General features: G+C 40.7%; 25 protein-coding genes. 11 read left to right on the top strand and 14 right to left on the bottom strand.

Annotated elements, in window-relative coordinates:
• Window positions 1–37 precede the first annotated feature (37 nt).
• The 3 genes from Q4591_RS14890 to mutY all read right to left on the bottom strand — a co-directional run bounded on the left by Q4591_RS14890 (window position 38) and on the right by mutY (window position 3,587).
• Window positions 38–1,840, bottom strand: coding sequence for an aryl-sulfate sulfotransferase (locus tag Q4591_RS14890; protein ID WP_303461716.1), 1,803 nt, complete (start codon window positions 1,838–1,840; stop codon window positions 38–40).
• Window positions 1,841–2,162: 322 nt separating this feature from the next.
• The gene (locus Q4591_RS14885) at window positions 2,163–2,441 is read right to left on the bottom strand and encodes an oxidative damage protection protein (protein WP_102440634.1); all 279 of its coding nucleotides are present in this window, start codon (window positions 2,439–2,441) and stop codon (window positions 2,163–2,165) included.
• Between the two features lie 9 nt (window positions 2,442–2,450).
• Complete coding sequence (gene mutY, locus Q4591_RS14880; RefSeq protein ID WP_303461726.1) at window positions 2,451–3,587, bottom strand: A/G-specific adenine glycosylase; 1,137 nt, start codon at window positions 3,585–3,587, stop codon at window positions 2,451–2,453.
• 163 nt (window positions 3,588–3,750) lie between these two features.
• On the opposite strand from mutY, the gene trmB reads away from it, so the two are divergent.
• From trmB to Q4591_RS14855, 5 genes are all read left to right on the top strand, one after another.
• A complete protein-coding gene (gene trmB, locus Q4591_RS14875) occupies window positions 3,751–4,467 on the top strand; it encodes a tRNA (guanosine(46)-N7)-methyltransferase TrmB (protein ID WP_102440641.1) in 717 nt (238 codons plus the stop codon).
• 55 nt (window positions 4,468–4,522) lie between these two features.
• Window positions 4,523–4,849 carry a 50S ribosome-binding protein YggL gene (locus tag Q4591_RS14870; RefSeq protein WP_102440632.1) on the top strand — a complete coding sequence of 109 codons (327 nt, stop codon included), beginning with the start codon at window positions 4,523–4,525 and terminating at the stop codon, window positions 4,847–4,849.
• Between the two features lie 8 nt (window positions 4,850–4,857).
• Window positions 4,858–5,772, top strand: a complete 915-nt coding sequence (gene glsB / locus Q4591_RS14865) for a glutaminase B (protein WP_102440631.1) — start codon at window positions 4,858–4,860, stop codon at window positions 5,770–5,772.
• Between the two features lie 398 nt (window positions 5,773–6,170).
• The gene (locus tag Q4591_RS14860) at window positions 6,171–6,980 is read left to right on the top strand and encodes a YggN family protein (protein WP_303461713.1); all 810 of its coding nucleotides are present in this window, start codon (window positions 6,171–6,173) and stop codon (window positions 6,978–6,980) included.
• Window positions 6,981–7,525: 545 nt separating this feature from the next.
• A complete protein-coding gene (locus Q4591_RS14855; RefSeq protein ID WP_102440629.1) occupies window positions 7,526–8,467 on the top strand; it encodes a LysR family transcriptional regulator in 942 nt (313 codons plus the stop codon).
• Window positions 8,468–9,128: 661 nt separating this feature from the next.
• Here Q4591_RS14855 and Q4591_RS14850 read toward each other — a convergent pair.
• The 8 genes from Q4591_RS14850 to Q4591_RS14815 form a co-directional block, all read right to left on the bottom strand.
• Window positions 9,129–11,018: a DUF885 family protein gene (locus Q4591_RS14850; RefSeq protein ID WP_303461711.1), complete on the bottom strand. Its 1,890-nt coding sequence runs from the start codon at window positions 11,016–11,018 to the stop codon at window positions 9,129–9,131.
• 352 nt (window positions 11,019–11,370) lie between these two features.
• On the bottom strand, window positions 11,371–12,522 hold the full coding sequence (hemW, locus tag Q4591_RS14845; RefSeq protein WP_102475648.1) for a radical SAM family heme chaperone HemW: 1,152 nt from the start codon (window positions 12,520–12,522) through the stop codon (window positions 11,371–11,373).
• A gap of 5 nt (window positions 12,523–12,527) precedes the next feature.
• Complete coding sequence (rdgB, locus tag Q4591_RS14840) at window positions 12,528–13,127, bottom strand: RdgB/HAM1 family non-canonical purine NTP pyrophosphatase (protein WP_303461708.1); 600 nt, start codon at window positions 13,125–13,127, stop codon at window positions 12,528–12,530.
• 308 nt (window positions 13,128–13,435) lie between these two features.
• A complete protein-coding gene (locus Q4591_RS14835; protein WP_102440625.1) occupies window positions 13,436–13,870 on the bottom strand; it encodes a DUF4426 domain-containing protein in 435 nt (144 codons plus the stop codon).
• Between the two features lie 213 nt (window positions 13,871–14,083).
• Window positions 14,084–14,383: a DUF167 family protein YggU gene (gene yggU / locus Q4591_RS14830; protein ID WP_102440624.1), complete on the bottom strand. Its 300-nt coding sequence runs from the start codon at window positions 14,381–14,383 to the stop codon at window positions 14,084–14,086.
• Between the two features lie 42 nt (window positions 14,384–14,425).
• The gene (locus tag Q4591_RS14825) at window positions 14,426–14,977 is read right to left on the bottom strand and encodes a YggT family protein (protein WP_303461706.1); all 552 of its coding nucleotides are present in this window, start codon (window positions 14,975–14,977) and stop codon (window positions 14,426–14,428) included.
• A gap of 86 nt (window positions 14,978–15,063) precedes the next feature.
• Window positions 15,064–15,882 (bottom strand): pyrroline-5-carboxylate reductase, encoded by an 819-nt coding sequence (gene proC / locus Q4591_RS14820; protein ID WP_102440622.1) that lies wholly within the window; start codon window positions 15,880–15,882, stop codon window positions 15,064–15,066.
• Window positions 15,883–16,020: 138 nt separating this feature from the next.
• Window positions 16,021–16,716: a YggS family pyridoxal phosphate-dependent enzyme gene (locus tag Q4591_RS14815; RefSeq protein ID WP_102440640.1), complete on the bottom strand. Its 696-nt coding sequence runs from the start codon at window positions 16,714–16,716 to the stop codon at window positions 16,021–16,023.
• Between the two features lie 35 nt (window positions 16,717–16,751).
• Here Q4591_RS14815 and Q4591_RS14810 point away from each other — a divergent pair, with 35 nt between their 5' ends.
• The 5 genes from Q4591_RS14810 to hemH all read left to right on the top strand — a co-directional run bounded on the left by Q4591_RS14810 (window position 16,752) and on the right by hemH (window position 22,088).
• Window positions 16,752–17,789 carry a type IV pilus twitching motility protein PilT gene (locus Q4591_RS14810; RefSeq protein WP_076542380.1) on the top strand — a complete coding sequence of 346 codons (1,038 nt, stop codon included), beginning with the start codon at window positions 16,752–16,754 and terminating at the stop codon, window positions 17,787–17,789.
• An 11-nt stretch (window positions 17,790–17,800) separates the two neighbouring features.
• Complete coding sequence (locus Q4591_RS14805; protein ID WP_102440621.1) at window positions 17,801–18,913, top strand: PilT/PilU family type 4a pilus ATPase; 1,113 nt, start codon at window positions 17,801–17,803, stop codon at window positions 18,911–18,913.
• A 189-nt stretch (window positions 18,914–19,102) separates the two neighbouring features.
• Entirely contained in the window at window positions 19,103–20,224 is a 1,122-nt protein-coding gene (locus Q4591_RS14800) for a hypothetical protein (RefSeq protein ID WP_303461704.1), read from the top strand.
• A 159-nt stretch (window positions 20,225–20,383) separates the two neighbouring features.
• Complete coding sequence (locus tag Q4591_RS14795; protein WP_102475766.1) at window positions 20,384–20,929, top strand: glutathione peroxidase; 546 nt, start codon at window positions 20,384–20,386, stop codon at window positions 20,927–20,929.
• A 145-nt stretch (window positions 20,930–21,074) separates the two neighbouring features.
• On the top strand, window positions 21,075–22,088 hold the full coding sequence (gene hemH, locus Q4591_RS14790) for a ferrochelatase (RefSeq protein ID WP_102475765.1): 1,014 nt from the start codon (window positions 21,075–21,077) through the stop codon (window positions 22,086–22,088).
• Window positions 22,089–22,157: 69 nt separating this feature from the next.
• Here hemH and ruvX read toward each other — a convergent pair whose 3' ends face one another.
• The 3 genes from ruvX to yciH all read right to left on the bottom strand — a co-directional run bounded on the left by ruvX (window position 22,158) and on the right by yciH (window position 23,746).
• The gene (ruvX, locus tag Q4591_RS14785; RefSeq protein WP_102440617.1) at window positions 22,158–22,580 is read right to left on the bottom strand and encodes a Holliday junction resolvase RuvX; all 423 of its coding nucleotides are present in this window, start codon (window positions 22,578–22,580) and stop codon (window positions 22,158–22,160) included.
• A gap of 128 nt (window positions 22,581–22,708) precedes the next feature.
• Window positions 22,709–23,269, bottom strand: coding sequence for a YqgE/AlgH family protein (locus Q4591_RS14780; RefSeq protein ID WP_102440616.1), 561 nt, complete (start codon window positions 23,267–23,269; stop codon window positions 22,709–22,711).
• Between the two features lie 147 nt (window positions 23,270–23,416).
• On the bottom strand, window positions 23,417–23,746 hold the full coding sequence (gene yciH / locus Q4591_RS14775; protein ID WP_102440615.1) for a stress response translation initiation inhibitor YciH: 330 nt from the start codon (window positions 23,744–23,746) through the stop codon (window positions 23,417–23,419).
• A 337-nt stretch (window positions 23,747–24,083) separates the two neighbouring features.
• On the opposite strand from yciH, the gene Q4591_RS14770 reads away from it, so the two are divergent.
• Window positions 24,084–24,644: a DUF4136 domain-containing protein gene (locus tag Q4591_RS14770; protein ID WP_102475764.1), complete on the top strand. Its 561-nt coding sequence runs from the start codon at window positions 24,084–24,086 to the stop codon at window positions 24,642–24,644.
• The last annotated feature ends 39 nt before the right edge of the window (window positions 24,645–24,683 follow it).

Here is a 24,683-nt window from a genome sequence, read left to right as displayed (position 1 = left end):
GTTACTGGGTAACTGTTATTGAATAAGAAGCGACTCACTATTTAAGCATCTCGTTTACACGTATTACTTGGGCGCGGTAGCCTGTGGCAAACATATCGTGACTATTGATATTAATGCGCACAGCGGGCTTGGTTTCGCCATAGCGATGCTCAACTAAAATAGACTTAACTTTACCCGTGGAGTCATCCATTTTTAAGTTGCCATAACCGCCACCTAAACCAAATAAACCAGCTGAGGCAAAGTAGCTCATCATGCTGTCTTTATCTTGCTGATATTTAACAATTGAGGTGACGGGGGAGTAACCATCATAACCTAGTTCATCCTTTCCATATTGCCAAACTTGTTCAACGGTCATCTTGGTTTCATCAATTTTATATTCAACTGAGCGCGAATATTTTTCATTGGCAAACATTGGCTGACCTAGCTGACGTCCATCGCCATTATCAAATACGGTTAAAGTGCCCTTTTCAGGAACAAGATAAGCGGTATGGGAGGTGTATGAGAAGTCAAAATCACTGCCTCGGCAACGACCCTTTTCATTACAGCTAAGTTTGTTACCTGTAGCATCAACTGGCGAGAGTAGCTTATCTTGGAACTTGTCACTCCAGCCTTTTTCAGGGCCTAATATCCATTTAACTTGTTTATCGCGGCCAATTTTGATTACCGCAGATTGATGACGTGAGCTAATAATGATGCTGTCATCTTTAGGGTCGTAATCAATTGAGTTTACATGGACCCAGTTACGGCCAGTTTCAACCCCATGAATGTCGCCATAAGGGGCATTCTTTAAATCTTCCAGAGTCGTTTGATGACCTGCTTGGTCAATATTCATATTCAAGCAAACTGCGCCAGCATCAAGGGATAATAAGGCTGCATCACGCAGTGGGTCTAAAATAGTATTAAGATCCCAGTAATCAACTAATTTACCTGTGTTATCAACCTCAATGATTTGATCGCGTATGGTGTTGACTAACATGCCATCAGCGCGGCGATAATCTTTGGCGGCGGCGCGAATAAAGATGTTACCGTTGGCGGCTTCAATACCTTCGTGTGATGCATCAATAAAATTACCCGGTAAATTGTGCTCTGAAATCATTCTTCCCATTAATGACATCTTTTTCCAGCCTTGGCCCTGTACCCACACCATGTTGCCGTCTTTAGTGACGTTCATACCCATGGCGTAACCTGCGCTGTCATAATTTTTTGAGTTATGGGTGGTGTAAGGATTCAGGTACCAACGAATATCACCAGCGGTATCGATAATGAAAAACCCTGGTTTCCCATCCCAAGAAAACGCCCCAGGTGCATCAGGATTATTGTGGGATAACTGACCCGACTTTCCGTCTGGATTGGTCCAGTTTACAAAATAAAGGCGGTCTTTAAAGTCAGCGTCAACATGTTCTACTTCGATGATTGGCGCTTTAGCCCACTGGCTTTCTGAAAAGCCCATATCAATGTCTGGGGTTAACATTTGATACTCGTGGCTTCTACTTTTGCCGTCTTCAGTCCATTTAACGGTAAAGGTGTTCATAAATGCTGGGTAGAGGCCAAAAATCGGCACTCCACCTTCATCCATTACCCGCATATCATCAACTTGATAGTTTATGCTGACACCAGTTTCACCTTTGGCATGTATGGTGACATCCACATTGGAAATTTTATGGCCATTAAGAGTCACTAAAGCCGTTAGTGGGGCATTTTCATAGGGATTATGAATGATATAACCCAATGGCGCATCTGCCACTGGCATTGGCTTCATCCCCATGGGGTCTGCATTAACATTATTGATTGAATAAAGCAGTGACAAGGTCAATGCTGTATAAAGTATTGGCTTTAGCATGGGCACACTCTGAAATTAGTTATAGCGGCAGTATACCTTGGCATAATCGATAATAATGCAGTGTAACTAACAGAAAGTGTTATAATTTTTTACTTTTGATTAATAGCTCACGAAATAAGATTTTTAACTAAATTTAGGGAACTTTTGTGAATAGGCTGTGGAGTAACAACTATTTAAAAGCTATGGGGAAGTTAATTACAATTGTCTCAAAAGTGATTGGTAATTGATGCGAATAAAAAAGCCTACTTTATATCAACACGCCGTTAGCGGTTTTAAAGTAGGCTCTTAAGCTATTCAGCTAGCTAAGGGGTTAGCTATTTAGTTACTCGTCTTCACTTGGAGGTACATAACCTTCAACGGCAACATCTTTGCCTTCAAATAAAAAGCTAACCATATTCTCTTCAAGTAGTTTACGGTCATCAACATTCATCATGTTAAGTTTGTTTTCATTGATTAGCATGGTTTGTTTTTTCTGCCAAAGTGCCCACGCTTCTTTACTGATTGAATCAAAGATACGCTTGCCTAGATCGCCAGGGTAAAGTTGAAAATCTAAACCTGGAGCTTCTTTCTTTAAATATACGCAATTAACATTACGAGCCATGATTATTCCTTAAAGGGATTCCTTGACGGGATCTACTGCTAAAAGAGCGGCTAAGTTAGATAAAATCCGCTCAGTTGCTGCGGCTAATCCAACTTTCGCGGGATGATGTATGTTATACCAGAGTGTCTGATTTTGTTCCATTACACTTGAGTCAATTTGAGGCGATTGTTGATTTTCGCCGAGATTAACTAAGATAGGCTGAATATCTAAATGAAAATGACTAAAAGTATGTCTAAATCCTGCAAGCCATTGTGATTGTTCATTATTGTTGTTTTTTGCTGCGGCATATTCATTGCTGCTGTTATTAAACCCATTAGCACTGATATGTGCAAGCAGCGCCGCCTCAGTATCAAATTGAGGAAAACACCATAAGCCGCCCCAAATGCCTGCTGGTGGTCTTTTATTAAGAATGACTTCACCATCTTTATGCAGTACTAGCATCCATGCAGATTTTACTGGAATGGTTTTTTTAGGCTTTTTACCGGGGAATTCTGTCTGTCGGCCAGCAAGCTGCGCTTTACAATCAATTGCAACAGGGCATTGAGCACAATTGGGTTTACTGCGAGTGCAAACCGCAGAGCCAATATCCATCATGGCTTGGTTAAATTTAACCACATCTTTTTGCGGGGTTAACTTATCCGTTAAGTGCCATAATTGTTGTTCAACTGCTTTTTGACCTGGCCAACCTTCAATTGCGCCGTGACGGGCAAGTACCCGTTTAACGTTTCCATCTAATATTGAATGATGCTGACCAAGGGACAATGACAAAATGGCCCCAGCAGTCGAGCGGCCAATACCCGGTAAGGCTATGACTTCATCTAGCGCTTCAGGAAACTTGCCTGCATGTTGCTCACAAACTGTTTTAGCCGCTTTATGCAGATTACGGGCGCGGGCATAATAGCCTAACCCCGTCCAATGATGCAGTACATCATCTTCGCTGGCATTGGCAAGGGCTTTAATGTCGGGAAAGCTTTGCATGAATTTTTCATAGTAGGGGATAACAGTGGCAACTTGAGTTTGTTGCAGCATGATCTCTGAAATCCACACTCTATATGGGGTTTTATTGATTTGCCACGGTAAGGTCTTGCGTCCGTGTAAATCGTACCAAGCGGTGATCCGCTCAGAAAAGGAGTTAACTTTTTTCATCAGCGCAGTGTATATGGAGAATATTCTATACACAAGGGAGCCTGTTAACTGATAAATACTTTAGTCATGGTGATTTTAAGATATACTTAGCCACTATTATTGGAACAAAGATGAAACTTTGAATAGTCGGCAATTTAAACGCTATTCAAATGATGAGGCATACATGAGCGACGTTACCACCGCTGAATTTAACGAAGATGGCAAATATATTCGTAAAATCAGAAGTTTTGTATTAAGAGAAGGCCGTTTAACCAAAGGCCAAGCAAACGCAATTGAAGCACATTGGCCTGCAATGGGTTTAGATTACACACCAGAAGCGATTAATTTAGCTGAAGTGTTTAAGCGTGATGCTGATACCGTATTAGAAATTGGTTTTGGTATGGGTGCATCTTTAGTTGAAATGGCTAAAGCGGCTCCTGAGTTAAACTACATTGGTATCGAAGTACATAAACCAGGTGTTGGCGCATGTTTAGTTGATGCCGGTGAAGCCGAAATTACTAATTTACGTGTTTATCATCATGACGCGATGGAAGTGCTTGAAAACAGCATTGCTGATGGCTCACTTGCCCGAGTACAATTATTTTTCCCAGATCCTTGGCACAAAAAACGTCATCACAAACGCCGTATTGTGCAAGCTGAATTTGCGCAATTAATTCGTCGTAAGCTTAAGATTGGCGGTGTTTTCCATATGGCAACAGATTGGGAAAACTACAGCGAGCACATGTTAGAAGTGATGTCTGTGGCTGAAGGTTATAAAAACCAATCAGCAACCAATACTGTAGTTGAACGTCCAGATCATCGCCCGCTAACTAAGTTCGAAGCCCGCGGCCATCGTTTAGGTCATGGCGTTTGGGACATAATGTTCGAACGTATTGCATAATTATAATAAAATATTGTTAAAATAAGCTATTTAATCAACTAACTAGGAAATAACCATGGCTAAGACCCGAACTCGCCGTTTACGTAAGAAACTACGCGTTGATGAATTCCAAGAATTTGGTTTTGATATCAACTGGACTTTTGATGAGTCAATTTCTGAAGCAGATATTGATAAAGCTGTTGATGAGTTCATTGAACAAGTCATTGAACCTCGTAAGCTAGGTTTCCATGGCGGCGGTCATAAAATGTGGGAAGGCATTATTGCAACACAAGAGATCGGTAAATGTACCGAAGAAGATGTTGCTGCTGTTAAAGCCTTCTGGGAAGCGAAAAAAGTGCCACAACTTGAAGTTAGTGCACTGTACGACATCTGGTGGGGCTAATATAGCTAATGCCTGAGCAAATATTGCTTGATGAAGTGGTCGACAAGGTTCGGCCACTTATTGGTTTAGGGAAAGTCGCAGATTATATTCCAGCATTGGCTGACGTAGATCCAAACAAAATAGCAATAGCAGTCACTGGCGCAGATGGTCACACCATTGGCGCTGGGGATTATCTTGAGCCGTTTTCCATTCAATCTATCTCCAAAGTATTCAGCCTTACTTTAGCGCTAAGTTTGTACTCCGAAGATGAACTTTGGAGCAGGGTAGGTAAAGAGCCTTCAGGTCAGTCGTTTAACTCATTGGTTCAAGTTGAGCTTGAACGAGGCATTCCAAGAAATCCATTTATTAATGCTGGTGCATTAGTGATAGCAGATTTAATTCAAGCGCGCCTTGGTGCACCTAAGCATCACTTGCTTGAAGTGGTTAGAAACCTGAGCGAAAACCCTCACATACTTTTTGATAAAGTGGTGGCTAATTCAGAATTTCAGTTTAGTGCCCGTAATGCCTCTATTGCCTATTTAATGAAGTCATTTGGTAATTTTAACGGCGATGTTGATACAGTATTAAAGAGCTATTTTCATTACTGCTCATTAAAAATGAATTGCGCTGACTTATCAAAAGCGATGTTTTATCTCGCCAATCGCGGTAAAAGCCTAGCAGGGGATCAAATCGTTACCCCAGTACAAACCAGACAGCTAAATGCACTGCTTGCTACCTCAGGTTTATATGATGGCGCAGGTGAGTTTGCTTATCGGGTTGGTATGCCAGGTAAAAGTGGTGTTGGCGGCGGCATTATTGCGGTGATCCCTGGGGACATGTCTATTTGCGTATGGTCGCCTGAACTTGATCAAAATGGCAACTCACTGGCAGGCACTCGCATGCTTGAGCATTTATCACAATCATTAGGTCGCTCAATTTTTTAAACTCGCTTATGTTGCTGGGCAAGTTTTTTATGCCCATTTTCAAATGTTAAGCTTGAAATCATCCATTGTCTTTTTAGTATCCTCATCCACGAGTTTGAAAATCATCTATTCTTAAATCTACCCATATAATAGCGATGATGAAAATTACCAACATTTGGCTTATTTCACACATAGTTAATATAAATCCAAATCTAAAAGCTAAACCTATTAGTTATTATCTGCTTTAAGTTATTGATAAAAAGCTTATTTATGTTTTTGGCACAGCCTGTGCAATAACTTGGTATCAGTCTAATTAACATTGAAACTAGATATCAAAACGTTGGCAGTAGCTTAGTGAGCAGTTTAGCCACTCGCCCCATTGATTATCTACATAACGATTAACAGCAAGGATAGAGCTAATGAATACCCAAGGTTTATTTAAAAGTATTGCACTAACTGGTTTAATTTTTACCGCAGGGGCTATGACGCCTGCGGTGGCCAAAATGTCCCTTGAAGATAATCAATGCAACGTGACCTTAAACTATGATGTTACCGTTGAGCCACAAAAATTATCCTTTAGCGAAAAAGGCGCTGAGGTTTACCGAGTCGAACTTGGAAAGTTATATATTGATGGCAACCAAGTTGCACTAAATGATAAGCAAGCAGCTTTGTTAGCTGATTATTCGGAGCAAGTATCTAAACAGATCCCAGAGGTAATTGATTTAGTTGATGATGCTGTTATTTTGGCAACAGATGCAGTGAGCATGGCATTAACCCCTATTTTTGGCGATGCCACCGCGGCTAAATTGGATGAGCTTTTAGCTGGAATTCAAAGCCGTGTTGACCAAGCAGCATATCAACAAGGGGATAAGTTTTATCTTGGCGCGACAGAGTCTTCGTTAGAAGAAGCATTTAATGAAGAGTTTGAACAAGAAATGGAGCAAATGATTAAAAACTCCATGGGCAGTTTTATGATGGCGCTAGGGGCTGAAATGATGTCTTCAGAAGGCGGAAGCTTTGATGAAAAAATGACTGCCTTTTCAAGCAAAATGGAAAGAATCGGTGAAGATGTTGAATTGCAGATTTCTGAGCAATCAGAGGCCATAGAAGCTAAAGCCAAAAAAGTCTGCGGTAACTTTGAGCAGTTAATGGTGCTTGAAAGTGAATTACGTCAATCCATCCCACAGCTATCTTCTTATGAATTAGCGACATTCTCAGATACTGAGTAGCGGTAACCTTGTAAGTTCTAGCATTGTCAAAATGCACCTGACCTTCCCCTGTACCTTGTGCAGGGGCTTTTTGGTTAAACCATTCCTGCTTAAATTACCAATCAAAAACTTCACCCGCCAATCAAGCTCTAGTTAACTATCTGTTATTTGCGCTACTTTGTAGCGAGATATGCTAGCCGAGCTAGTCGTTTTTGTCTAATTGCCACCGTTCAAGTTGAGAAAATGTCATTAATATTACAGTTTATCGTAGATTTGTTCTGATAAAAAAATTGTATATTATAAATATAGAGCCATTTATGCAATTTTTGGTATACTCCTAAAACTATAAAACTGTATGGCGTTAACCAATTAACTTGTTGTTTTAGTTTTGGTTGGCTATTCATGATAATGGACTATCGAAATTTAATTTTTTTTTGGGTGAGTGGCGCAACGTTTAAAGAACCATATAAAGTAGGTGGCGTTTATGCAGCATTGTCTGTAATAAGCGACATTACTTGGAACTCAAAAAATATTTTTAATGTCGTAAACAGCTTAAGGCGACTCCAATGTTAGAACTATTAGAACCTATTGCTATTTTTACTCATGTTGCTAGAGCCGGGAGCTTCAGTGCCGCTGCCAGAAGGTTGAGTATATCTAAGTCCAAAGTAAGTACTCAGGTTGCTGATCTTGAACATAAACTTGGGGTTCAACTCATCCAACGTACTACACGTAGTTTAAGTTTAACTGAAGCGGGTAACTTGCTTTACATACAAGGTGAGGAGTTATTACGTGATGCAGAGCAGGCCGTTGCTAGTGTGCATAATCTAAATGATGCCACCCGTGGTGTACTTAAAGTCGGTATTTCTCAGTCTTTTGGTACCATGCATATTATTCCTGCATTACCTGAGTTTATGGCACGACATCCAGAGCTTGAGCTACAAGTTAGCTTACTGGATCATAAAGTCGATGTGGTTAGTGAAGGTTTAGATTTACTTTTGACTATGTCTGAGCAGCTACCATTAGGTATGGTTGCAAGACCATTAATGAAGTGTCAGTTCTTATTAGTGGCATCGCCAGAATATATTGCCCAACATGGCAATATTTCTCGACCTGAACAACTTGTTGATCATAACTGTCTAGTCTACCAAGGTGAGTGGCATGAGCACAGCATGTGGCAGTTTAAGAAAGCTGATGATTACTGTGAAATTGGTGTTTCTGGTAACTTCCGGGTTGATAATGCACCAGCATTAAAATCGGCCGCGGTTAGCGGTTTAGGTATTGCCTACCTAGCAAGTTATTTACTTGAAGATGAAATCGAACAAGGTACATTAGTGCCGTTATTACCTGATTGGCAATTGACCAACAACTTACCACTACAGGCTGTTTACCCAAGACGTAAGCACCTTGCCCCTAAAGTAAGTGCATTTATTGAATTTATTAAAGGTCATATTGGTACTACACCTTATTGGGATGGTAAGTTTGATCATTTATACAAATTACGTAAATAGCCATTCAATGGGGTTTCTAAGTCAGTAACTAAAACTGGAAACATTGTTCGAATTTTAAAACAAAGTCGCAACTTAAGTTGCGACTTTTTTATTTGCACAATAAAAACAATAACTTGATTGTCTTGTGCTTGAAAAACGCTCAGGTTGTTTCTGTGCTGAGTTATTAATGGAGTATAAAAAGCTGCTTGAACTCTGTTCTTAAATCAATACAATAGATTTCAGTTGATTCGGAATGATTTGAGTCACGCATCTTGTTGAGAAATGACCCCTTTTCAGCTTTTTGTGCAAATCAGCAACTTCGCAAGTTTTGAATCACTGCTGGCAGAGGTTTTAAAATCAGAACAATGCCGGCTTTGAAACCATCATCCTAGTTTTAATTGGTTTACCCCAGACATTGTGCTGGGGTTATTTTTTCTGCCCCATAATATCCGCGCTTAATTTGTTTACTCTCTCGCCTTTGTACTTTTGTTCTCTTTTAAGCTGCTAATTGAATATATTTGTCGGGTATAGCATTTGTTAATGCACTCGTTATTGAACTTGTTATTGCCTTGGTAATTTATAGAGTGGCGCTCATTACTTAGATTTCATTACTTAGGCTTTAGTACGAGCCAAAAAGAAGGCCACTAAAAAGTGGCCTTAGATAACTTAATCGATTGGTTGATTAACCGCGATTTGAGTCTGCCGATTGGCTTAATAGCTCAGGTTTATTGGTTTGATTAATCCAATTGTCCACTTCAGCTTCTAATACATCTAATGGTACAGGGCCATTTTGCAGTACTAGGGTATGGAACTGACGAATATCAAACTTGTCACCTAATTTAAGCTTGGCGTTTTCACGTAGCTCTAACACTTTAATCATACCGACTTTATAGGCAGTAGCTTGGCCAGGCATCACCACGTGGCGTTCTACCATTTTAATGGCATCAGACTTAGCATTTGGGGTGTTGTCTACGTAGTATTGGATACCTTGCTCACGAGTCCATTGTTGAGTGTGGATCCCTGTGTCTACAACCAGACGACAAGCACGCCATAGCTCCATCGCTAAGCGGCCAAAGTCAGAGTAGGGATCAGCATACAAGCCCATTTCTTTAGGGAAGTATTCAGTATAAAGACCCCAGCCTTCAATATAGGCAGTATAGCCACCGAATTTTCTAAATTTAGGAATACCTTCCAGCTCTTGGGCAATGGCAATTTGCATGTGATGCCCAGGGATCCCCTCATGATAAGCCAAGGCTTCCATTTGGTAAGTGGGCATTGCTTTCATGTCATACAAGTTGGCGTAGTAAGTGCCAGGGCGTGAACCATCGGGTGCGGGTTGATCATAGAATGCTTTACCAGCAGACTTTTCGCGAAAGGCTTCAACAGGTTTAACGATTAATCCGGCTTTAGGTTTAATATTAAACACTTCACCTAAGCGTGACTCCATATTATCAATTAGGTCTTTAGCTTCGGTAATGTAACGAGTTTTACCTTCATCGGTGTTGGGGTAATAAAATTGTTCATCATCACGCATGAAAGCCATAAACTCGGCTAAGTTGCCGGTATAATTTACTTTTTTCATGATCGCACGCATTTCATTATGAATACGTTCAACTTCTGCTAAACCTAACTGATGAATTGTTTCAGAGCTCATATCAGTCGTCGTAATACGATTTAGACGAGTATTATAAAAATCTTCGCCTAAAGGTAACTTCCACACCCCATCACGGCTATCAGCTTTGGCTTCTAATTCATGTAAATAGCTGATTAAATTGTCATACCCAGGTTTTACACTTTTAATTAAGGCTGTTTTAGCTGCCGCCAATAATTCATCTTTTTGAGCTTGGGTAATATCGAGCTTCTCGATTTTACGGTTAATATCACCCCATAGGGTGCTTTTAACTTCAGTATCAGTAAAAGGTGCACCCTTGATAATATTTTCGCTGTCTGAAATCACATAAGGGAAGACAAACTTTGGCGCGATAATATTTTTATCGGCGCGAATTTTTAATGCATCGATCACTTGCTCAGTTACATGCTTTACACCGTTTAAACGGCTAATGTAAGCCTGTGCATCACTGACATTTTCAACTTGATGTTGATTGATAAGGAAGGTAGCAATAAACGAATGACTACCACGCATCTGGTTTACAGGGTAATTATGGTAACGCCATTTATCATCGCTGATTTGCTGCTCTAAGCCTTGTTTCATTAATTTGTAGCTAAGTGCCGTTTGCTTGTCTAACTTAGCAACATTAATAGTTTCAAGTTGTTTTAAATGCTTTTTAGCTCTGGCTAAGTCTTCGTCAGCAGATTTATCACTAAAATCACCCCATTTGTCATAATCAGTTTTGATGCGTAAATAGGTTTGGGAAATCGGGCTAGCCATTACATTTTCCATGAACATACTTTCAAACAGCTCATTGGCTTTTTCTGACTCGGTGGTGGCTGTTTTAGTGGAGGCTACTGTATTGGTTAAAGGTTGGTGCGCTGCAGTGTGGGCGATTGCGGCGTTTGATAATAAGCTGGTTAAAGCAACGGCTATTAATGTCGTTTTTGTTGTTAGTCGCATAGGGTTTCCGTTAGCAAAGTAATAGAACAGGAGATCGATTGATATCCTAAATGACACAAGCATAAATGTATAACGTGAAATGTTAGCAATTGTGTCTTAAATGTTGCTGAATTTACAGGGTAAATGCGAAATGATTTATTTAGTGACTTGCAGGCACTTTGCTTAAAGCGCCAAGCTTAATGGGCAAAGGAAATCAAAAAAAGCCTAATGCATTAACCTTGTTTATAAAGGTAATCCATCAGGCTTTTATATAGGCTAGTAATAAATAGGCTAGTAATAAATATGCCAGTAATAAGTAGACTAGTTATATAGGCTAGTAATAACTTTAATAAATCAGCTAGCTATAAAGTAGCTAATCTAAAAACTGCGACAAAATATCATTAACAAACATATGGCCTTTGGCGGTTAATTGCCAATGGGTCTCAGTTTCGGTTAATAAGCCTCTTTTAATTGATTTAGCAATACCTTCATCAAGCTCTGACACAGGTAAGCCGGTGCGCAGTTCAAATTCAGTTTTAGGGATAGCCGTCATTAACCTGAGTCGATTCATTAAATATTCAAGTGCGCGATCTTCAGCTAGCACTTCAGTAGTTTCACTGGTGTAATCTGACGTTGCTAGATAACCCTTCGGATGCTTAATTTTGACGGTGCGAATAATCTTATTGAGCTCAGGTTGAGTAATCTTGCCATGGGCGCCGCAGCCAATCCCCAAGTAATCGCCAAACTGCCAATAATTGAGATTATGTTTGCACTGAAATCCATCTTTGGCATAAGCAGAGATTTCATATTGCACATAGCCAAGTGCTGCTAGCTTCTTCTGTCCTTGCTCATAGATATGCCACAAGTTTTCATCGTCAGGCAATTGTGGCGGTTTAGAGTGAAATAAGGTATTTGGCTCTATGGTCAGTTGATACCAAGATAAATGCGGTGGCATTAACCCAGCAGCAGTATCGATATCGGCCATGGCTTCATCAAATGACTGATTAGGTAAGCCGTGCATTAAATCTAAGTTAAAGCTGTTGTAACCTGCATTACGGGCTGTATTAGCAGCGGTAACGGCTTCATCCTCATCATGGATACGGCCAAGAAGGTTGAGTTTATCTTTTGAGAAACTTTGCACCCCAATGGACAAGCGCGTCACCCCTGCAGCGCGATATGCGGCAAAGTCATCATGCTCTAACGTACCCGGATTGGCTTCCATGGTAATTTCAATATCATCTTCAAAACCAATGGCGGCTTCAGCACCGGCTAGAATGCGCTGTATTTGGGTGGCTTCAAATAAAGATGGCGTGCCGCCACCAATAAAAATGCTGTGAAGTTTTCGCCCTTGTACATAGTGAAGGTCGTGATTGAGATCGGCTAAAAGTGCATCAACATAAGCTTGTTGCGGTAATACTCCATGCTGACCATGGGAGTTAAAATCACAATATGGGCACTTTTGAACGCACCAAGGGATATGGATATATAAGCTCAGTGGTGGCAGAGATAATTTCGCTGATTGCATGATAGTTACTTAATAATCCCTTTGGCTTTCATAGCGTCTACAAGCAAAGTAAGTGCTAACCCACGGTGGCTCAACTGGTTTTTTTGCTCACTTGAAAGCTCGGCAGCCGAAATATCAAACCCCTGTGGAATAAAGATAGGGTCGTAGCCATGGCCTTGCTCACCTTGAGGGCTCAATCCTATAGTGCCTTCCCATGCCGCTTGGCAAACTATTGGGGTTGGGTCTTTAGCATGGCGCATATAAACCAATACACACTGAAAGCGTGCTTTGCGCTGTGTTTTGTCTGCTAATGCAGCAAGTAATTTAAGGTAGTTGTCTTGCTCGCTGGCGCCTTCGCCGCCGTAACGGGCTGAATAAATCCCCGGTGCGCCTTGAAGGGCATCAACTTCTAAACCAGAATCATCTGCGATTGCGGCTTTACCAGTGATTTCTGCAGCGTGACGGGCTTTAATAATGGCATTTTCAATAAAGGTGGTGCCTGTTTCAGCCACTTCTGGAACGTTAAATTGGTTTTGCGGTAAAACCTCAATATCAAATTGGGCTAGCATCTGATCAAACTCTGTTAGTTTACCTTTGTTACCGCTTGCTAAAACAATCTGTTGCATGGAATACCTTTTTATTAAATAAGGGGGCTGATGTTTTAAATAGTGCTTATGGGGTGAGCAGGCTTTGCAGTAAACTAAAACTCACATCAAATAAGTGGCATCTAGCCTTAAAAAAGGCTTAGTTTTCGCCTTGACTGGCTATTTAAATTTTCATCAATGAAATTGGCCTAATGATACCTAAGCACTGAGTTGATAGACAGCAGCAAAGGATAAAATAGCTATGGTTTGCGCAACTAAATAAAAAGCTAAACCTTGAGGTTTAGCTTGTTAAAAGTGCAAAATCATTTGAAATAAGCCGCTGTTTAGCCTTATTCCACATAAAATTTTTGTTTGAACTTTAACGATGTATTGAGCTTATTGCCGTACTTTATCGTCAGGTTAAAGTTGATTTGTTGATCGTCTCGGTATGGCACTTGGGCGATATAATAAATAGCATCGCCTTCACGGATTTCTTTAAACTCTAAATCCATTCGTGCATCAAGTAAGTTGTTGGCTACGCCAGCGATTTCAACAGCAACGGCGGGATTACCTTCTTGACTGGTATCTAACACTGCAATATTGACAATACCGTTGTAATTACTGCGTTCAATACCATAGGTTTTGGCAATAGCAGGGGTAATAAAGGTACTACCTAATGCCATGTAATGAATATCATAATTACCGACAGTCTGTTTTTGTTCTGCTTGAACGGTCGTTAGGGTACTCATTAAAATGACAAAGCTACATAAAAGGGTGCGAAACATAATCTAAATCCTTGATCGACTCTGTGTTGCTAACAACTGGCTTAATTGACCTAGCGGGTTAGTTTAGCCCTAGGTTAGTTAATCGTCGCGACGAAAGAGTTGATTCACTAATTGGAATGTAGACTTAAGTATAGAGAATTTTTAGCCAGATCACCCGTAATTGGATCATTTTGATGGATGATTTCAATAATGGATGATTTCACTAATCGATGCTTAGTTGCATTGGGCTATTATCTGCGATATTTCAGGCGGGATCTTTAACGGGCTAAGTATCTTCACTTGCTTATGACGGCCTTGAAGCCCTTTTAGAAGCATCACATCAGACTTTGGCACTTTAAAGGCTTTGGCTAAATACTTTATCAGGTGGCTATTGGCTTTACCGTCGATTGGCGGGGCTGTGATGGCGATTTTTATTTCATCACCATGTAAGCCCACAATTTTATCACGGCTGGCCTTAGGCTGAATATAAAGGTTCAGCAACAGGTTACTCTGTTGCTGAATAACGACAGGCATCAGCTTAAGCTCGCTCGGAGGTTAAAACGTAAAACATGAAATTTAAACCTGAGCCCAAAATGGAATGTATTGCGCTAACAAAATATTAAGGAAGTTCATTGCAATCAGCACTAACATCACCGATAAGTCTAAACCACCCATAGGAGGCAGGATACGACGAACAGGGGCTAAAAAGGGTTCGGTAAGTTGATCCATTACCCTCACAATCGGGTTGTGACCTTGGTTAAACCAGCTAAGCAGTGCGCGCAGAATGAGTACCCAAAACAGTAATACTCCAGCTTCTTTTAATACTGAAACCACAGTAAGAACACCAAGCATTAATGGGTCAAATAGCGCAGCAGGTGTCATAGCGGTAAGTATTGAATATTTTATAAATACCACCAATAAGGCCAGTACGATTGATGCGGTATCAATACTGCCCATAGACGGCAATACACGGCGCATTGGGGCTATGATAGGTTGAGTGGCTTTAATCACAAACTGGCTAAATGGATTGTAAAAATCAGCTCTGGCTAATTGTAGCCAAAAGCGCAGCAGGACTATCATAAGATAAAGACCAAAAACGGTATCGATTAAGAAATGTAGTGCATTCATTGAGTGTGCCTTAGTTGATCTGAAGTTGATCTAAAATTGAACTGAAAATTATCTTCACGGGCTATTTTCCATTAAATATCGTTTGTTTAAAATGTTTTTGCCATTTCTTGTGCCCGTTTTATGCAGTTTGTCATAGCTTTATCCACTAAACCGCGTAAATCGCCTTGTTCGAAGGTTTCAACCGCTTGAGCTGTAGTGCCGCCTTTTGAGGTAACATTATTACGCAAGGTTGCTAATGAAAGTTGTGGATTTTGAATCACCATTTGCGCCGCGCCTAATGCCGCCTGCTGGGCAAGCGCTCTGGCTGTGGTTTCATCCATGCCAGATTTAATGCCATGGTCAATCATAGACTCAATAAACAAGAAAAAATAAGCCGGTGAACTGCCAGCTAATGCAATCACTTGGTTAAGCTCGTCTTCTTTTTCAACCCAAACTATTTTGCCACCACTTATCATTAAGGTTTCGCAAATTTGTTTATGCTCTGCTGAAATGGATTCATCGGCGTATAAGCCTGTCATACCCACGCCAATTTGCGTTGGTGTATTAGGCATAGTGCGAATAAGGTTAATCGGTTGCTTAAAATAATCGACATAGCGCGCCGCAGGAATGCCTGCAGCGATAGTGATTAATAACTTTTTTGATAAATCTAACTGACTTAGTTGTTCACACACCATTTGCATTAACTGCGGTTTTACGCTGAGCACAATCACATCTGCATCATCTGCAGCAGCAATATTGTCGTGAGATACACCAATATTAAAATCGGCTTTTAACGCATCTAATTTACCAACACTGGGATTGGTGGCGTGAATACGATCTGCTGGGTAACCATTACTGACTAAACCACTGATAATTGAGCGGGGCATATTGCCTGCACCGATAAAACATACTTTTGCTTGAGTCATATTAAGGATCACTTTTAATTTTTATGTCGGCTGTTATTTGCTAATTGCTTATTTACTAATGTTTGGGCTATTGCTTACTAATACAAGCAGTAGCGGATAAATTTTAATTAATGATTTGGCGTTTTTGGCCTTTAGGGTTTATGGGTAATCTCGAGCGCCAAATATTGCGGTGCCAATTCTGACCATGGTAGAGCCATGCTCAATCGCCACCGCCAGATCATTACTCATGCCCATTGATAGGGTGTCAATGTCAGGGTATTGGCTTTTTAGCTGCGCAAAAAGCTGTTGCAGTTTGGCAAATTCTTGGCGTTGCAGAGCGATATCGCTGGTGGCAGTCGGTATGGCCATTAAGCCTCGTAAAGTCAAATTAGGGAGCGATGCTATCACCTTAGCTAAAGCGCTAACCTCGGTCGCTATCACCCCTGACTTTGATGCCTCTTCACTGATATTAACTTGAATACACACTTGCAACGGCGCTTTACCTGCTGGTCTTTGGTCATTGAGGCGCTTAGCGATTTTTTCACGACTTAAAGTGTGCATCCAATCAAAATGCTCGGCAACAATACGCGACTTGTTGGACTGCAAAGGGCCGATAAAATGCCACTCAATATCACAATAGTCATCTTTTAGTGCGAGGACTTTTTCTTCGCCCTCTTGGACATAATTTTCACCAAAGCAGCGCTGGCCTGCTTGATAAGCCTCAATAATAGCCGATATGGGCTTAGTTTTACTGACGGCAAGTAAGGTGACTTCTTCACTATTACGTGAACAATTTTGCGTCGCTTGTGCAATTTGGCTCTGGGCGATTGATATTCGGTCTGCTATTGTTGTCATATTGTTTTGATTTGTTTGAATGGATGTCATTAGTCATGGAAATAACTGAGTTACTTGCCTTTAGTGTAAAGCACAATGCATCAGATCTACACCTTTCTGCCGGTGTTTCTCCGATGATTCGCGTTGATGGTGAAGTGAGAAAAATCAACTTACCCGCATTAGACCATCAAGCTGTTCATGGATTAGTCTATGACATCATGAATGATAAACAGCGTAAGGACTTCGAAGAACATTTAGAAATCGATTTCTCGTTCGAAGTGCCAAACCTTGCCCGTTTTCGTGTTAACGCATTTAACCAATCCCGTGGGGCTGGTGCCGTTTTCCGTACCATTCCCAGCGATATATTATCACTTGAGCAGTTAGGCGCTCCTGAAATTTTCAAAAAGATTTCAAGCTTCCCTCGTGGATTAGTCTTAGTAACAGGGCCGACAGGTTCTGGTAAGTCTACAACACTAGCGGCGATGGTGGATTATATTAATAATGAACGCCATGACCATATTCTGACCATTGAAGACCCAATAGAATTTGTGCACCAAAATAAGCAATGTTTGGTCAACCAACGTGAAGTGCATAAACATACCCATAGTTTTGAAGCGGCGCTTCGAAGTGCACTGCGTGAAGATCCCGATGTTATTCTTGTGGGTGAGATGCGTGACCTTGAAACCATTCGCTTAGCAATGACAGCAGCAGAAACCGGTCACTTGGTTTTTGGCACCTTGCATACCACCTCAGCGGCTAAAACCGTTGACCGTATTGTTGATGTATTCCCTGCAGGCGAAAAGGACATGGTACGTACTATGTTGTCTGAATCTTTGCAGGCGGTTATATCGCAAACCTTAATTAAAAAGGTTGGCGGCGGCCGAGTGGCAGCTCACGAAATTATGATGGGCACGCCAGCTATTCGTAACCTTATTCGTGAAGATAAAGTCGCACAAATGTATTCAGCTATTCAAACGGGTATGTCTCATGGAATGCAAACCCTTGAACAGTGTCTACAAAACCTAGTCAATCGCGGCCTTATTAGCCGTGATGATGCCATGTCAAAAAGCTCTAACAAACAAGCTAACTTTTAAAGGAAAGTAAAATGGATGTGCATCCTTTTTTAAAGGTAATGGTTGACAGAAAGGCTTCAGATTTATTTATTACTGCAGGCTTTCCGCCCAGCGCCAAAATTGATGGTGAGCTAAGACCACTATCGGATAATAGCTTTAACCCTGAGCAGTCATTAGAGTTTGTTGAATCCTTAATGACAGAGGTGCAAAAGAAGGAGTTTCACGAGTCTCGTGAATGTAACTTTGCTTTTGCTGCAAAAGATTTAGGCCGTTTCCGTGTCAGTGCTTTTTGGCAACGTGAATCACCCGGCTGCGTGATGCGCCGAATTGAAACCAAAATTCCTGAAGTTGATGACTTAAAACTACCGCCGATCCTTAAAGACTTGGTGATGAGTAAACGTGGTTTGATCATCATGGTGGGTGGCACTGGTACTGGTAAATCAACTTCGCTGGCAGCATTAGTGGGTTATCGTAATGCCCATGCTCGCGGGCATATTTTGACCATAGAAGACCCAGTAGAATTTGTTCATGACCATCGCAAAAGTATTATCACCCAGCGAGAAGTCGGTATTGATACTGATTCATTTGATGCCGCGCTTAAAAGTTCGCTGCGTCAAGCGCCCGATGTGATTTTGATTGGTGAAATTCGTACTCAAGAAACCATGGAATTTGCCTTAACATTTGCTGAAACAGGTCACTTATGTATGGCGACCTTGCATGCTAACAACGCTAACCAAGCGTTAGACCGTATTATGCATTTAGTGCCTGAGAGCAAGCATAACCAGCTATTGTTTGATTTATCATTAAACCTTCGCGGTATTGTGGCGCAGCAATTAGTGGCAAAATCTGATGGTAGTGGCCGTAGGGCAGCAATCGAAGTGTTAATTAATACCCCACGTATAGCCAGTTTAATTGCTAACAATGAGCTGCATTTACTCAAAGAAACCATGGCTAAATCAAGAGAGCAGGGCATGCAAACATTCGACCAAGCCTTGTTGGATTTATATCTTGAAAAAGAGATTAGCTATGCCGATGCATTACATCACGCTGATTCACCCAATGATTTACGCTTAATGATTAAACTGCAAAGTAATGAAGCTAACTCGTCAGGCATGATGGATGGGGTGACATTTGATATGAATTAACGGCTAATGTTGGTTGTGCTTTTAACTATGTGTTCACATTAGTGTTAATCTCCATTGATATTATTAAATATTTTATAAAAAGGCCAAGGCGTAAGCCTAGGCCTTTTTTAACGTTACAAATACTTACCATTTACAGTCTGCTAATTTGCTATAATAACAATCCAACCAATTACCCCCCCTAGGGATCCCATGTTTAGTTTCAAAAAAAACGTATTAGCAACATCGCTAATAGCGGCATTTACACTTATGTCATCTTCGGCTCAGGCTGTCAGTATTAATGATGAGCTCGATATTGGTGGGGCAGTAAGGGTAAATTATGGTTGGCAAGATTACGCTGATGGTAATGGCACGCTTGAGTTTGAACTGTTTAGAGCTGATGTAAATTACAAGTCAGACAGTGGCTTATTTGCCTCAGCCCAATACCGCTGGTATGAGTATATGGATGTGGTACACCATGCTTATATGGGTTATCAATTTGATGAAAACCAAAAGGTGCAAGTGGGCGTCACGCAAGTGCCATTTGGCGTTATGCCAGTGGCTTCTCACTCATTTTGGTTTGGGGCGACTTATTATCTAGGCTTAGAAGATGATTATGATGCCGGTATTCATTATCAATACCAAGGCAATGGCTGGCGTTATGATGCCGCATACTTTGTTAATGATGAGTATGGTGATGGCAGTCGCTTCGATCGTTACTCATTTGATGTTGGCACAACAAAAGACTCTCCTTATCAAGAAGCCGGCCAATTAAACTTACGCATTGAAAAAACCATAGGTGATGAGTTTAAGAGTAAACTTGGCGCGTCATTTCAATATAGTAATTTAGAATATGTACCAGATGGCTTTGAAAATGCAGCTGAAGGCGAAGATACCACAAGTATTACTGCAGCTGTACATTGGCAGTTAGATTGGCAGCAATGGCAATTACAAACTCAGTATATTCATTATGACTATGATTTAGACAACAGCAACCGCATCACCTTAGCTGCTTTTGCCGCGCCGTTTGACATTGCCGCTAAAGCCGATGTGGTAACGTTGAACTTATCGCGTCAAATTGATGTGGATTGGGGCCCGATTAGCCAATTAAACTGTTACAACGATTACAGTCAGGTGGTCGCTTCTGGTGAAGGCTTAGATGACTCTATTCAAAATGTCACCGGTTGTATGATTGCTGCCGGTAAGTTTTATTCATATGTCGACTGGATTGCTGGCAAGAATATGTGGTTTGCTGGTGGCGATGGGATTGGCATTGATAATGGTGATACCGCTTGGCATTCTCGGCTCAATATTAATGTTGGCTTTTATTTCTAAGCCCAGTGTATCAGTTTGATCTGATACGCTTATTAAAACGTATATGTACTTGTGGCCTGTGTAGTCAAAACTTTTTGTCAAAGTGGCGTTAAAGCAAAAGCCGCAAGTATGATTTACCTTAAATAGATTATTTTAGATATATGTTGGAAAGGAATCAAAATGAACAAACTCTTATTATCAGCAGGCTTAATCGGTTTAAGCTTTAGTGCTTTTTCAACGAATTCAATGGCTAATAGCTGTCCTGAATACCTTAATGTAGAAGCCAGAAAATTACATTCTGAAGATACGGTCGATTTATGTGAGTTAACCGCAGGTAAACCAGTATTAATTGTTAATACCGCCAGTAACTGCGGTTTTACACCGCAATTTAAAGCACTTGAAGCGCTGCATCAGCAATATAAAGATGATTTAGTGGTCATTGGTTTTCCATCGGATGATTTCTTTCAAGAAGAAGATGATGAAGCCAAAACCGCAGATGTGTGTTTTTTAAATTACGGCGTGACATTCACCATGGTGTCGACCTCTGCAGTCAGAGGCAGCGATGTTAACTCGGTATTTTCTTATTTAGGTGAAAAATCAGCAGCGCCTAAATGGAATTTTTATAAATACCTTGTTAGCGCAGACGGTGAAAGTGTGCAGCAATTCAACTCTCGAGTAAAACCAGATAGCGAAGAGTTGAAAAAAGCGATAGAGTCAGTGCTATAAATAATAATATTGCTAATAAAGCATAAGCTTGCAGATAAATTTGCGTGGCTATTATTAGCATGACAAATAGCCGTTATTGGATGATGCCTTAAGTAATAAATATTTAATCGGGCATCATCAATAATCACTTTTCTCGGAGTCAATCTTGTTCAAATTTTCTGGATTAAGTAAAGAAGTCGGCCACAAAACCCGTGGCAAAACCGGTGTGCTGTTAATGAATTTAGGCACCCCTGATGAACCTACCGCCTCAGCCGTTCGTCGCTACCTCGCAGAATTTTTATCTGATCCTCGGGTAGTCGAAATCCCTAAATTAGTGTGGATGTGTATCTTACACGGGATTATTTTAAGAGTGCGCCCAGCAAAATCTGCAGCACTTTACAAAGAAGTGTGGACCAAAGATGGTTCGCCTTTAATGGATATTAGCTTACGTCAACAGGCCAAGCTTGATGCCTTGTTTAAGCAGCACGATGTCGATGCATCAGTGCATTTATCCATGCGTTACGGTAACCCATCAACCCCAAGTGTGTTACAGCAAATGCACAAAGACGGAATTGATAAGATTATTGTTTTACCGCTTTATCCTCAATATGCCGCACCTACCACTGCGTCAGCCTTTGATGCTATTGCCAAAGAGCTATGTAAATGGCGCTATATTCCAGCGCTGCATTTTATTAATACCTACCATGACGATCCTAACTTTATTGATGCATTAGCTAAATCAATTCAAGCGGATTTTGATGCAAATGGAAAACCGGAAAAGCTAGTGTTGTCTTATCACGGTATGCCAGAACGTAATCTGCATTTAGGCGATCCTTACTATTGTTTTTGCGTTAAAAGTACTCGCTTAGTGGTCGAAAAACTAGGTTTGACGGAAGACGAATATGTGATGACCTTCCAATCACGTTTTGGTAAAGCCAAGTGGTTACAGCCTTATACCGATGCCACCATGGAAGCGTTACCAGGCCAAGGCATTACCGATATCGCAGTTGTTTGCCCTGCATTTAGCGCAGACTGCTTAGAAACATTAGAAGAAATAAAAGGTGAGAACCGCGAAGTATTTGAACATGCCGGTGGTAAAAAATTCCGCTACATTGAATGTTTAAATGATAATGATGACCATATCAATATGATGGCCAATCTGGTGAAGCCTTATCTTTAATTAATGCAATGGTGAACAATAAAAAAGGAGTCAGTTGACTCCTTTTTTGTGTCTAGAATTTAAAGCTAGTTATGAATACTGGTTTTCGAAATAGCTTTCGATAATCAGGACTGCAGATACTGCATCAACTTGGCCTTTGGTGAGCTTTTTATAGCCGCCTAATTCAAATAGTCTTGCTTTGGCGTCTGTGGTGGTGAGGCGCTCATCTTGAGTGACCACTTTTACCCCAAAGCGGCCACTAATGCGATTGGCAAATTTTCGCGCCCGCTGAGTCATCTCTTGTTCGGTACCGTCCATATTAAGCGGTAAACCAACAACGACTAAATCAGGTTGCCACTCTTTTAGTACCGCTTCAATTTCATCCCAATTAGGGATGCCATCATTGGCTTTTATGGCCGAAATTGGTGCCGCACTTGACGTGATTTCCTGGCCAACCGCAACACCGATACTTTTGGTGCCAAAATCAAAGCCTAATACTGTTTTAGATTGCATGTTGTTCTCTGGATAATCGTAATAATGAGTATCGACAGTTGCAAAGCCAATTGATTAACTGACAGCAATTGAAGATGAATACTTGGCGTTTATAAACATTAATTGGTGTATTAGCGAGTTTTAAAAGCTTAAGAGTGACCAACTTGTGATGATATTTGCCAAATATCAAAGCCTAATTGTTTGGTGGCTTGAGTCCAAAGCTGATTATAGTCTTGGTTAAAAACGAGTTCGGGTGTGGCTTCAATAGTTAACCAGGTGTTTTCAGCTAACTCTTCTTCTAACTGGTTTTTGCTCCAACCAGCATAGCCTAGAGCGACAATAAATTGTTTTGGCGACTCTTCAGTACCTAGGGCATTAAGCACATCTCGTGATGTGGTTAGCATGCAAAATTCACTTACGGGCTCACTATTAACCCAATCAGTTTGTGGCGTATGCAATACAAAGCCTCTGTCGGTATCAACTGGGCCGCCTAAAACTACCGATTCTTCAAGGGGTAGGCTTAATTGCACTTTTTTAGCTAAGCCAATTTGCTCTAGCAGCTCATCAATAACGATATTGGTTGGCCGATTGATCATTACGCCCATGGCGCCTTTATCGTTATGCTCGCAAATATAAATGACAGCACGCTCAAAAAAAGACTCATCTAAAGAGGGCATAGCAATTAACAGATGACCTTGTAAACTGTCCATTATTTATCCTTTTGAAAAACTAGGTGTCAATTTAACATACATACTTAAATGCCCTTAAACCCGAGGTTGTGATTTAAGCTTGATTGGCGATTGCTAATACTTAGACTTAGGCAAATACTAATATTAAATGTAAGCATTAGCGTAGGCTTAACCACCAGCAAGTTTGACCGTATAGTTCATTTTCTCTAGCAAGGTTTTGATTTTTTCACGGTCATCAGTTTGCACTTCAATATTGAACTCTTTTACCGTACCGCCACAACCACATTGTTTTTTAAGTTTTTGCGCTAAGGCTTTTAACGCTTTAGCATCAAGCCCAAGCCCTTTAATGATACTAACGCCTTTTCCTTTACGGCCTTTACTGTCTTTATGGATGCGGACAATGCCGTCACCTACTGGAATTTGCTCTGTTGGCTTTTCTTGAGCAATTTTACCGCCATCGGTGCTATAAACTAAAGAAACATTAGGATCAATACGCATAGGTTCACTTGTACTTTACAATAAATAATCAATACACACAGTTTAACAAACTAACTGAGTTGGCTAAAGCAGCAAACGACCCCTCTAGCGGATAATCTAGCTGTTATCTTATTGGCGAGCACTAAGCTCATTAACTAAGCCCATCCACTAGGTAAGAATCATTTTCGCTGTGGTTAAGGATAAAGCTTGCTGTTAAACATTTAGAAAACTGGCTAAAGCGACTATTGTTAATATTATCAGTTGATGATTATAGTTTAGCTAGGTAAGCTATTTATTAGCCTCATTAAAATGTATTTAATACAGAAACAGCCAGTTTGGGTTGTTATTCGGAGTTATTATGAAAAAGTTATTTGTTGCTGCAGCGGTTTTAGCATTAAGTGCATGTAGTACCTTAAAAACCAATACCGATTTTGATCCAGCCGTTTCATTTGACCAATATAAAACCTACTCTTGGGTCGAAAAGAAAAACCAAGATGCAAGTTATCATCTGGATGGCTTAATGGACCAACGTGTTCGCGATGCTGTTAACAACGAACTTGGGCAAAAAGGCTTAACAAAAGCAGACATTACTGAAGCTGACTTACTGGTTAACTACTTAACTAAAGTCGATAAAAAAATTAATGTCGACACCTTCAATACCAGTTTTGGTTACTACCCATATTATGGTCGTCGTGGCTGGGGCGGAGCAGGGATGAACACCCAAACCACAGTACGTGAATACGAAGTCGGCACCTTAATTGTTGATTTAATCGATAACAAAACCGGCAATTTAGTATGGCGCGGCAGTGTTGCAGATACTATCCGCAATAAAAACACCCCAGAAGAGCGAGTACAAATCATCAACTCGGCGATTTCACAAGTGATGTTGAACTATCCGCCACAGCCTGAAACAAAATAGGTTTTATTATTAGTTGTATTAGTTAAGTTACTCTTTATG

The organism is Shewanella sp. 3_MG-2023 (assembly GCF_030548765.1).
Classification (GTDB): Bacteria; Pseudomonadota; Gammaproteobacteria; order Enterobacterales; family Shewanellaceae; genus Shewanella.
The sequence above is the reverse complement of the archived record's forward strand: the minus strand, read 5'-3'. Positions and strand labels throughout refer to the sequence as shown.

Bases quoted from the DNA above. Each gene is read 5' to 3' on its own strand.
- hemW (WP_102475648.1), bottom strand. From the start codon at position 12,522: ATGCAATCAGCGAAATTATCTCTGCCACCACTGAGCTTATATATCCAT.
- yciH (WP_102440615.1), bottom strand. From the start codon at position 23,746: ATGCGTATTGATCCTAATGTTTCTTTAGTTTATAGCACCGATGGCGGT.
- Q4591_RS14770 (WP_102475764.1), top strand. From the start codon at position 24,084: ATGAAAAAGTTATTTGTTGCTGCAGCGGTTTTAGCATTAAGTGCATGT.
- Q4591_RS14850 (WP_303461711.1), bottom strand. From the start codon at position 11,018: ATGCGACTAACAACAAAAACGACATTAATAGCCGTTGCTTTAACCAGC.
- Q4591_RS14810 (WP_076542380.1), top strand. From the start codon at position 16,752: ATGGAAATAACTGAGTTACTTGCCTTTAGTGTAAAGCACAATGCATCA.
- Q4591_RS14805 (WP_102440621.1), top strand. From the start codon at position 17,801: ATGGATGTGCATCCTTTTTTAAAGGTAATGGTTGACAGAAAGGCTTCA.
- glsB (WP_102440631.1), top strand. From the start codon at position 4,858: ATGCCTGAGCAAATATTGCTTGATGAAGTGGTCGACAAGGTTCGGCCA.
- mutY (WP_303461726.1), bottom strand. From the start codon at position 3,587: ATGAAAAAAGTTAACTCCTTTTCTGAGCGGATCACCGCTTGGTACGAT.
- Q4591_RS14855 (WP_102440629.1), top strand. From the start codon at position 7,526: ATGTTAGAACTATTAGAACCTATTGCTATTTTTACTCATGTTGCTAGA.
- Q4591_RS14795 (WP_102475766.1), top strand. From the start codon at position 20,384: ATGAACAAACTCTTATTATCAGCAGGCTTAATCGGTTTAAGCTTTAGT.
- Q4591_RS14870 (WP_102440632.1), top strand. From the start codon at position 4,523: ATGGCTAAGACCCGAACTCGCCGTTTACGTAAGAAACTACGCGTTGAT.
- Q4591_RS14780 (WP_102440616.1), bottom strand. From the start codon at position 23,269: ATGGACAGTTTACAAGGTCATCTGTTAATTGCTATGCCCTCTTTAGAT.
- Q4591_RS14800 (WP_303461704.1), top strand. From the start codon at position 19,103: ATGTTTAGTTTCAAAAAAAACGTATTAGCAACATCGCTAATAGCGGCA.
- ruvX (WP_102440617.1), bottom strand. From the start codon at position 22,580: ATGCAATCTAAAACAGTATTAGGCTTTGATTTTGGCACCAAAAGTATC.
- Q4591_RS14835 (WP_102440625.1), bottom strand. From the start codon at position 13,870: ATGTTTCGCACCCTTTTATGTAGCTTTGTCATTTTAATGAGTACCCTA.
- Q4591_RS14825 (WP_303461706.1), bottom strand. From the start codon at position 14,977: ATGAATGCACTACATTTCTTAATCGATACCGTTTTTGGTCTTTATCTT.
- trmB (WP_102440641.1), top strand. From the start codon at position 3,751: ATGAGCGACGTTACCACCGCTGAATTTAACGAAGATGGCAAATATATT.
- proC (WP_102440622.1), bottom strand. From the start codon at position 15,882: ATGACTCAAGCAAAAGTATGTTTTATCGGTGCAGGCAATATGCCCCGC.
- Q4591_RS14885 (WP_102440634.1), bottom strand. From the start codon at position 2,441: ATGGCTCGTAATGTTAATTGCGTATATTTAAAGAAAGAAGCTCCAGGT.
- Q4591_RS14860 (WP_303461713.1), top strand. From the start codon at position 6,171: ATGAATACCCAAGGTTTATTTAAAAGTATTGCACTAACTGGTTTAATT.
- rdgB (WP_303461708.1), bottom strand. From the start codon at position 13,127: ATGCAACAGATTGTTTTAGCAAGCGGTAACAAAGGTAAACTAACAGAG.
- Q4591_RS14890 (WP_303461716.1), bottom strand. From the start codon at position 1,840: ATGCTAAAGCCAATACTTTATACAGCATTGACCTTGTCACTGCTTTAT.
- Q4591_RS14815 (WP_102440640.1), bottom strand. From the start codon at position 16,716: ATGACAACAATAGCAGACCGAATATCAATCGCCCAGAGCCAAATTGCA.
- yggU (WP_102440624.1), bottom strand. From the start codon at position 14,383: ATGCCTGTCGTTATTCAGCAACAGAGTAACCTGTTGCTGAACCTTTAT.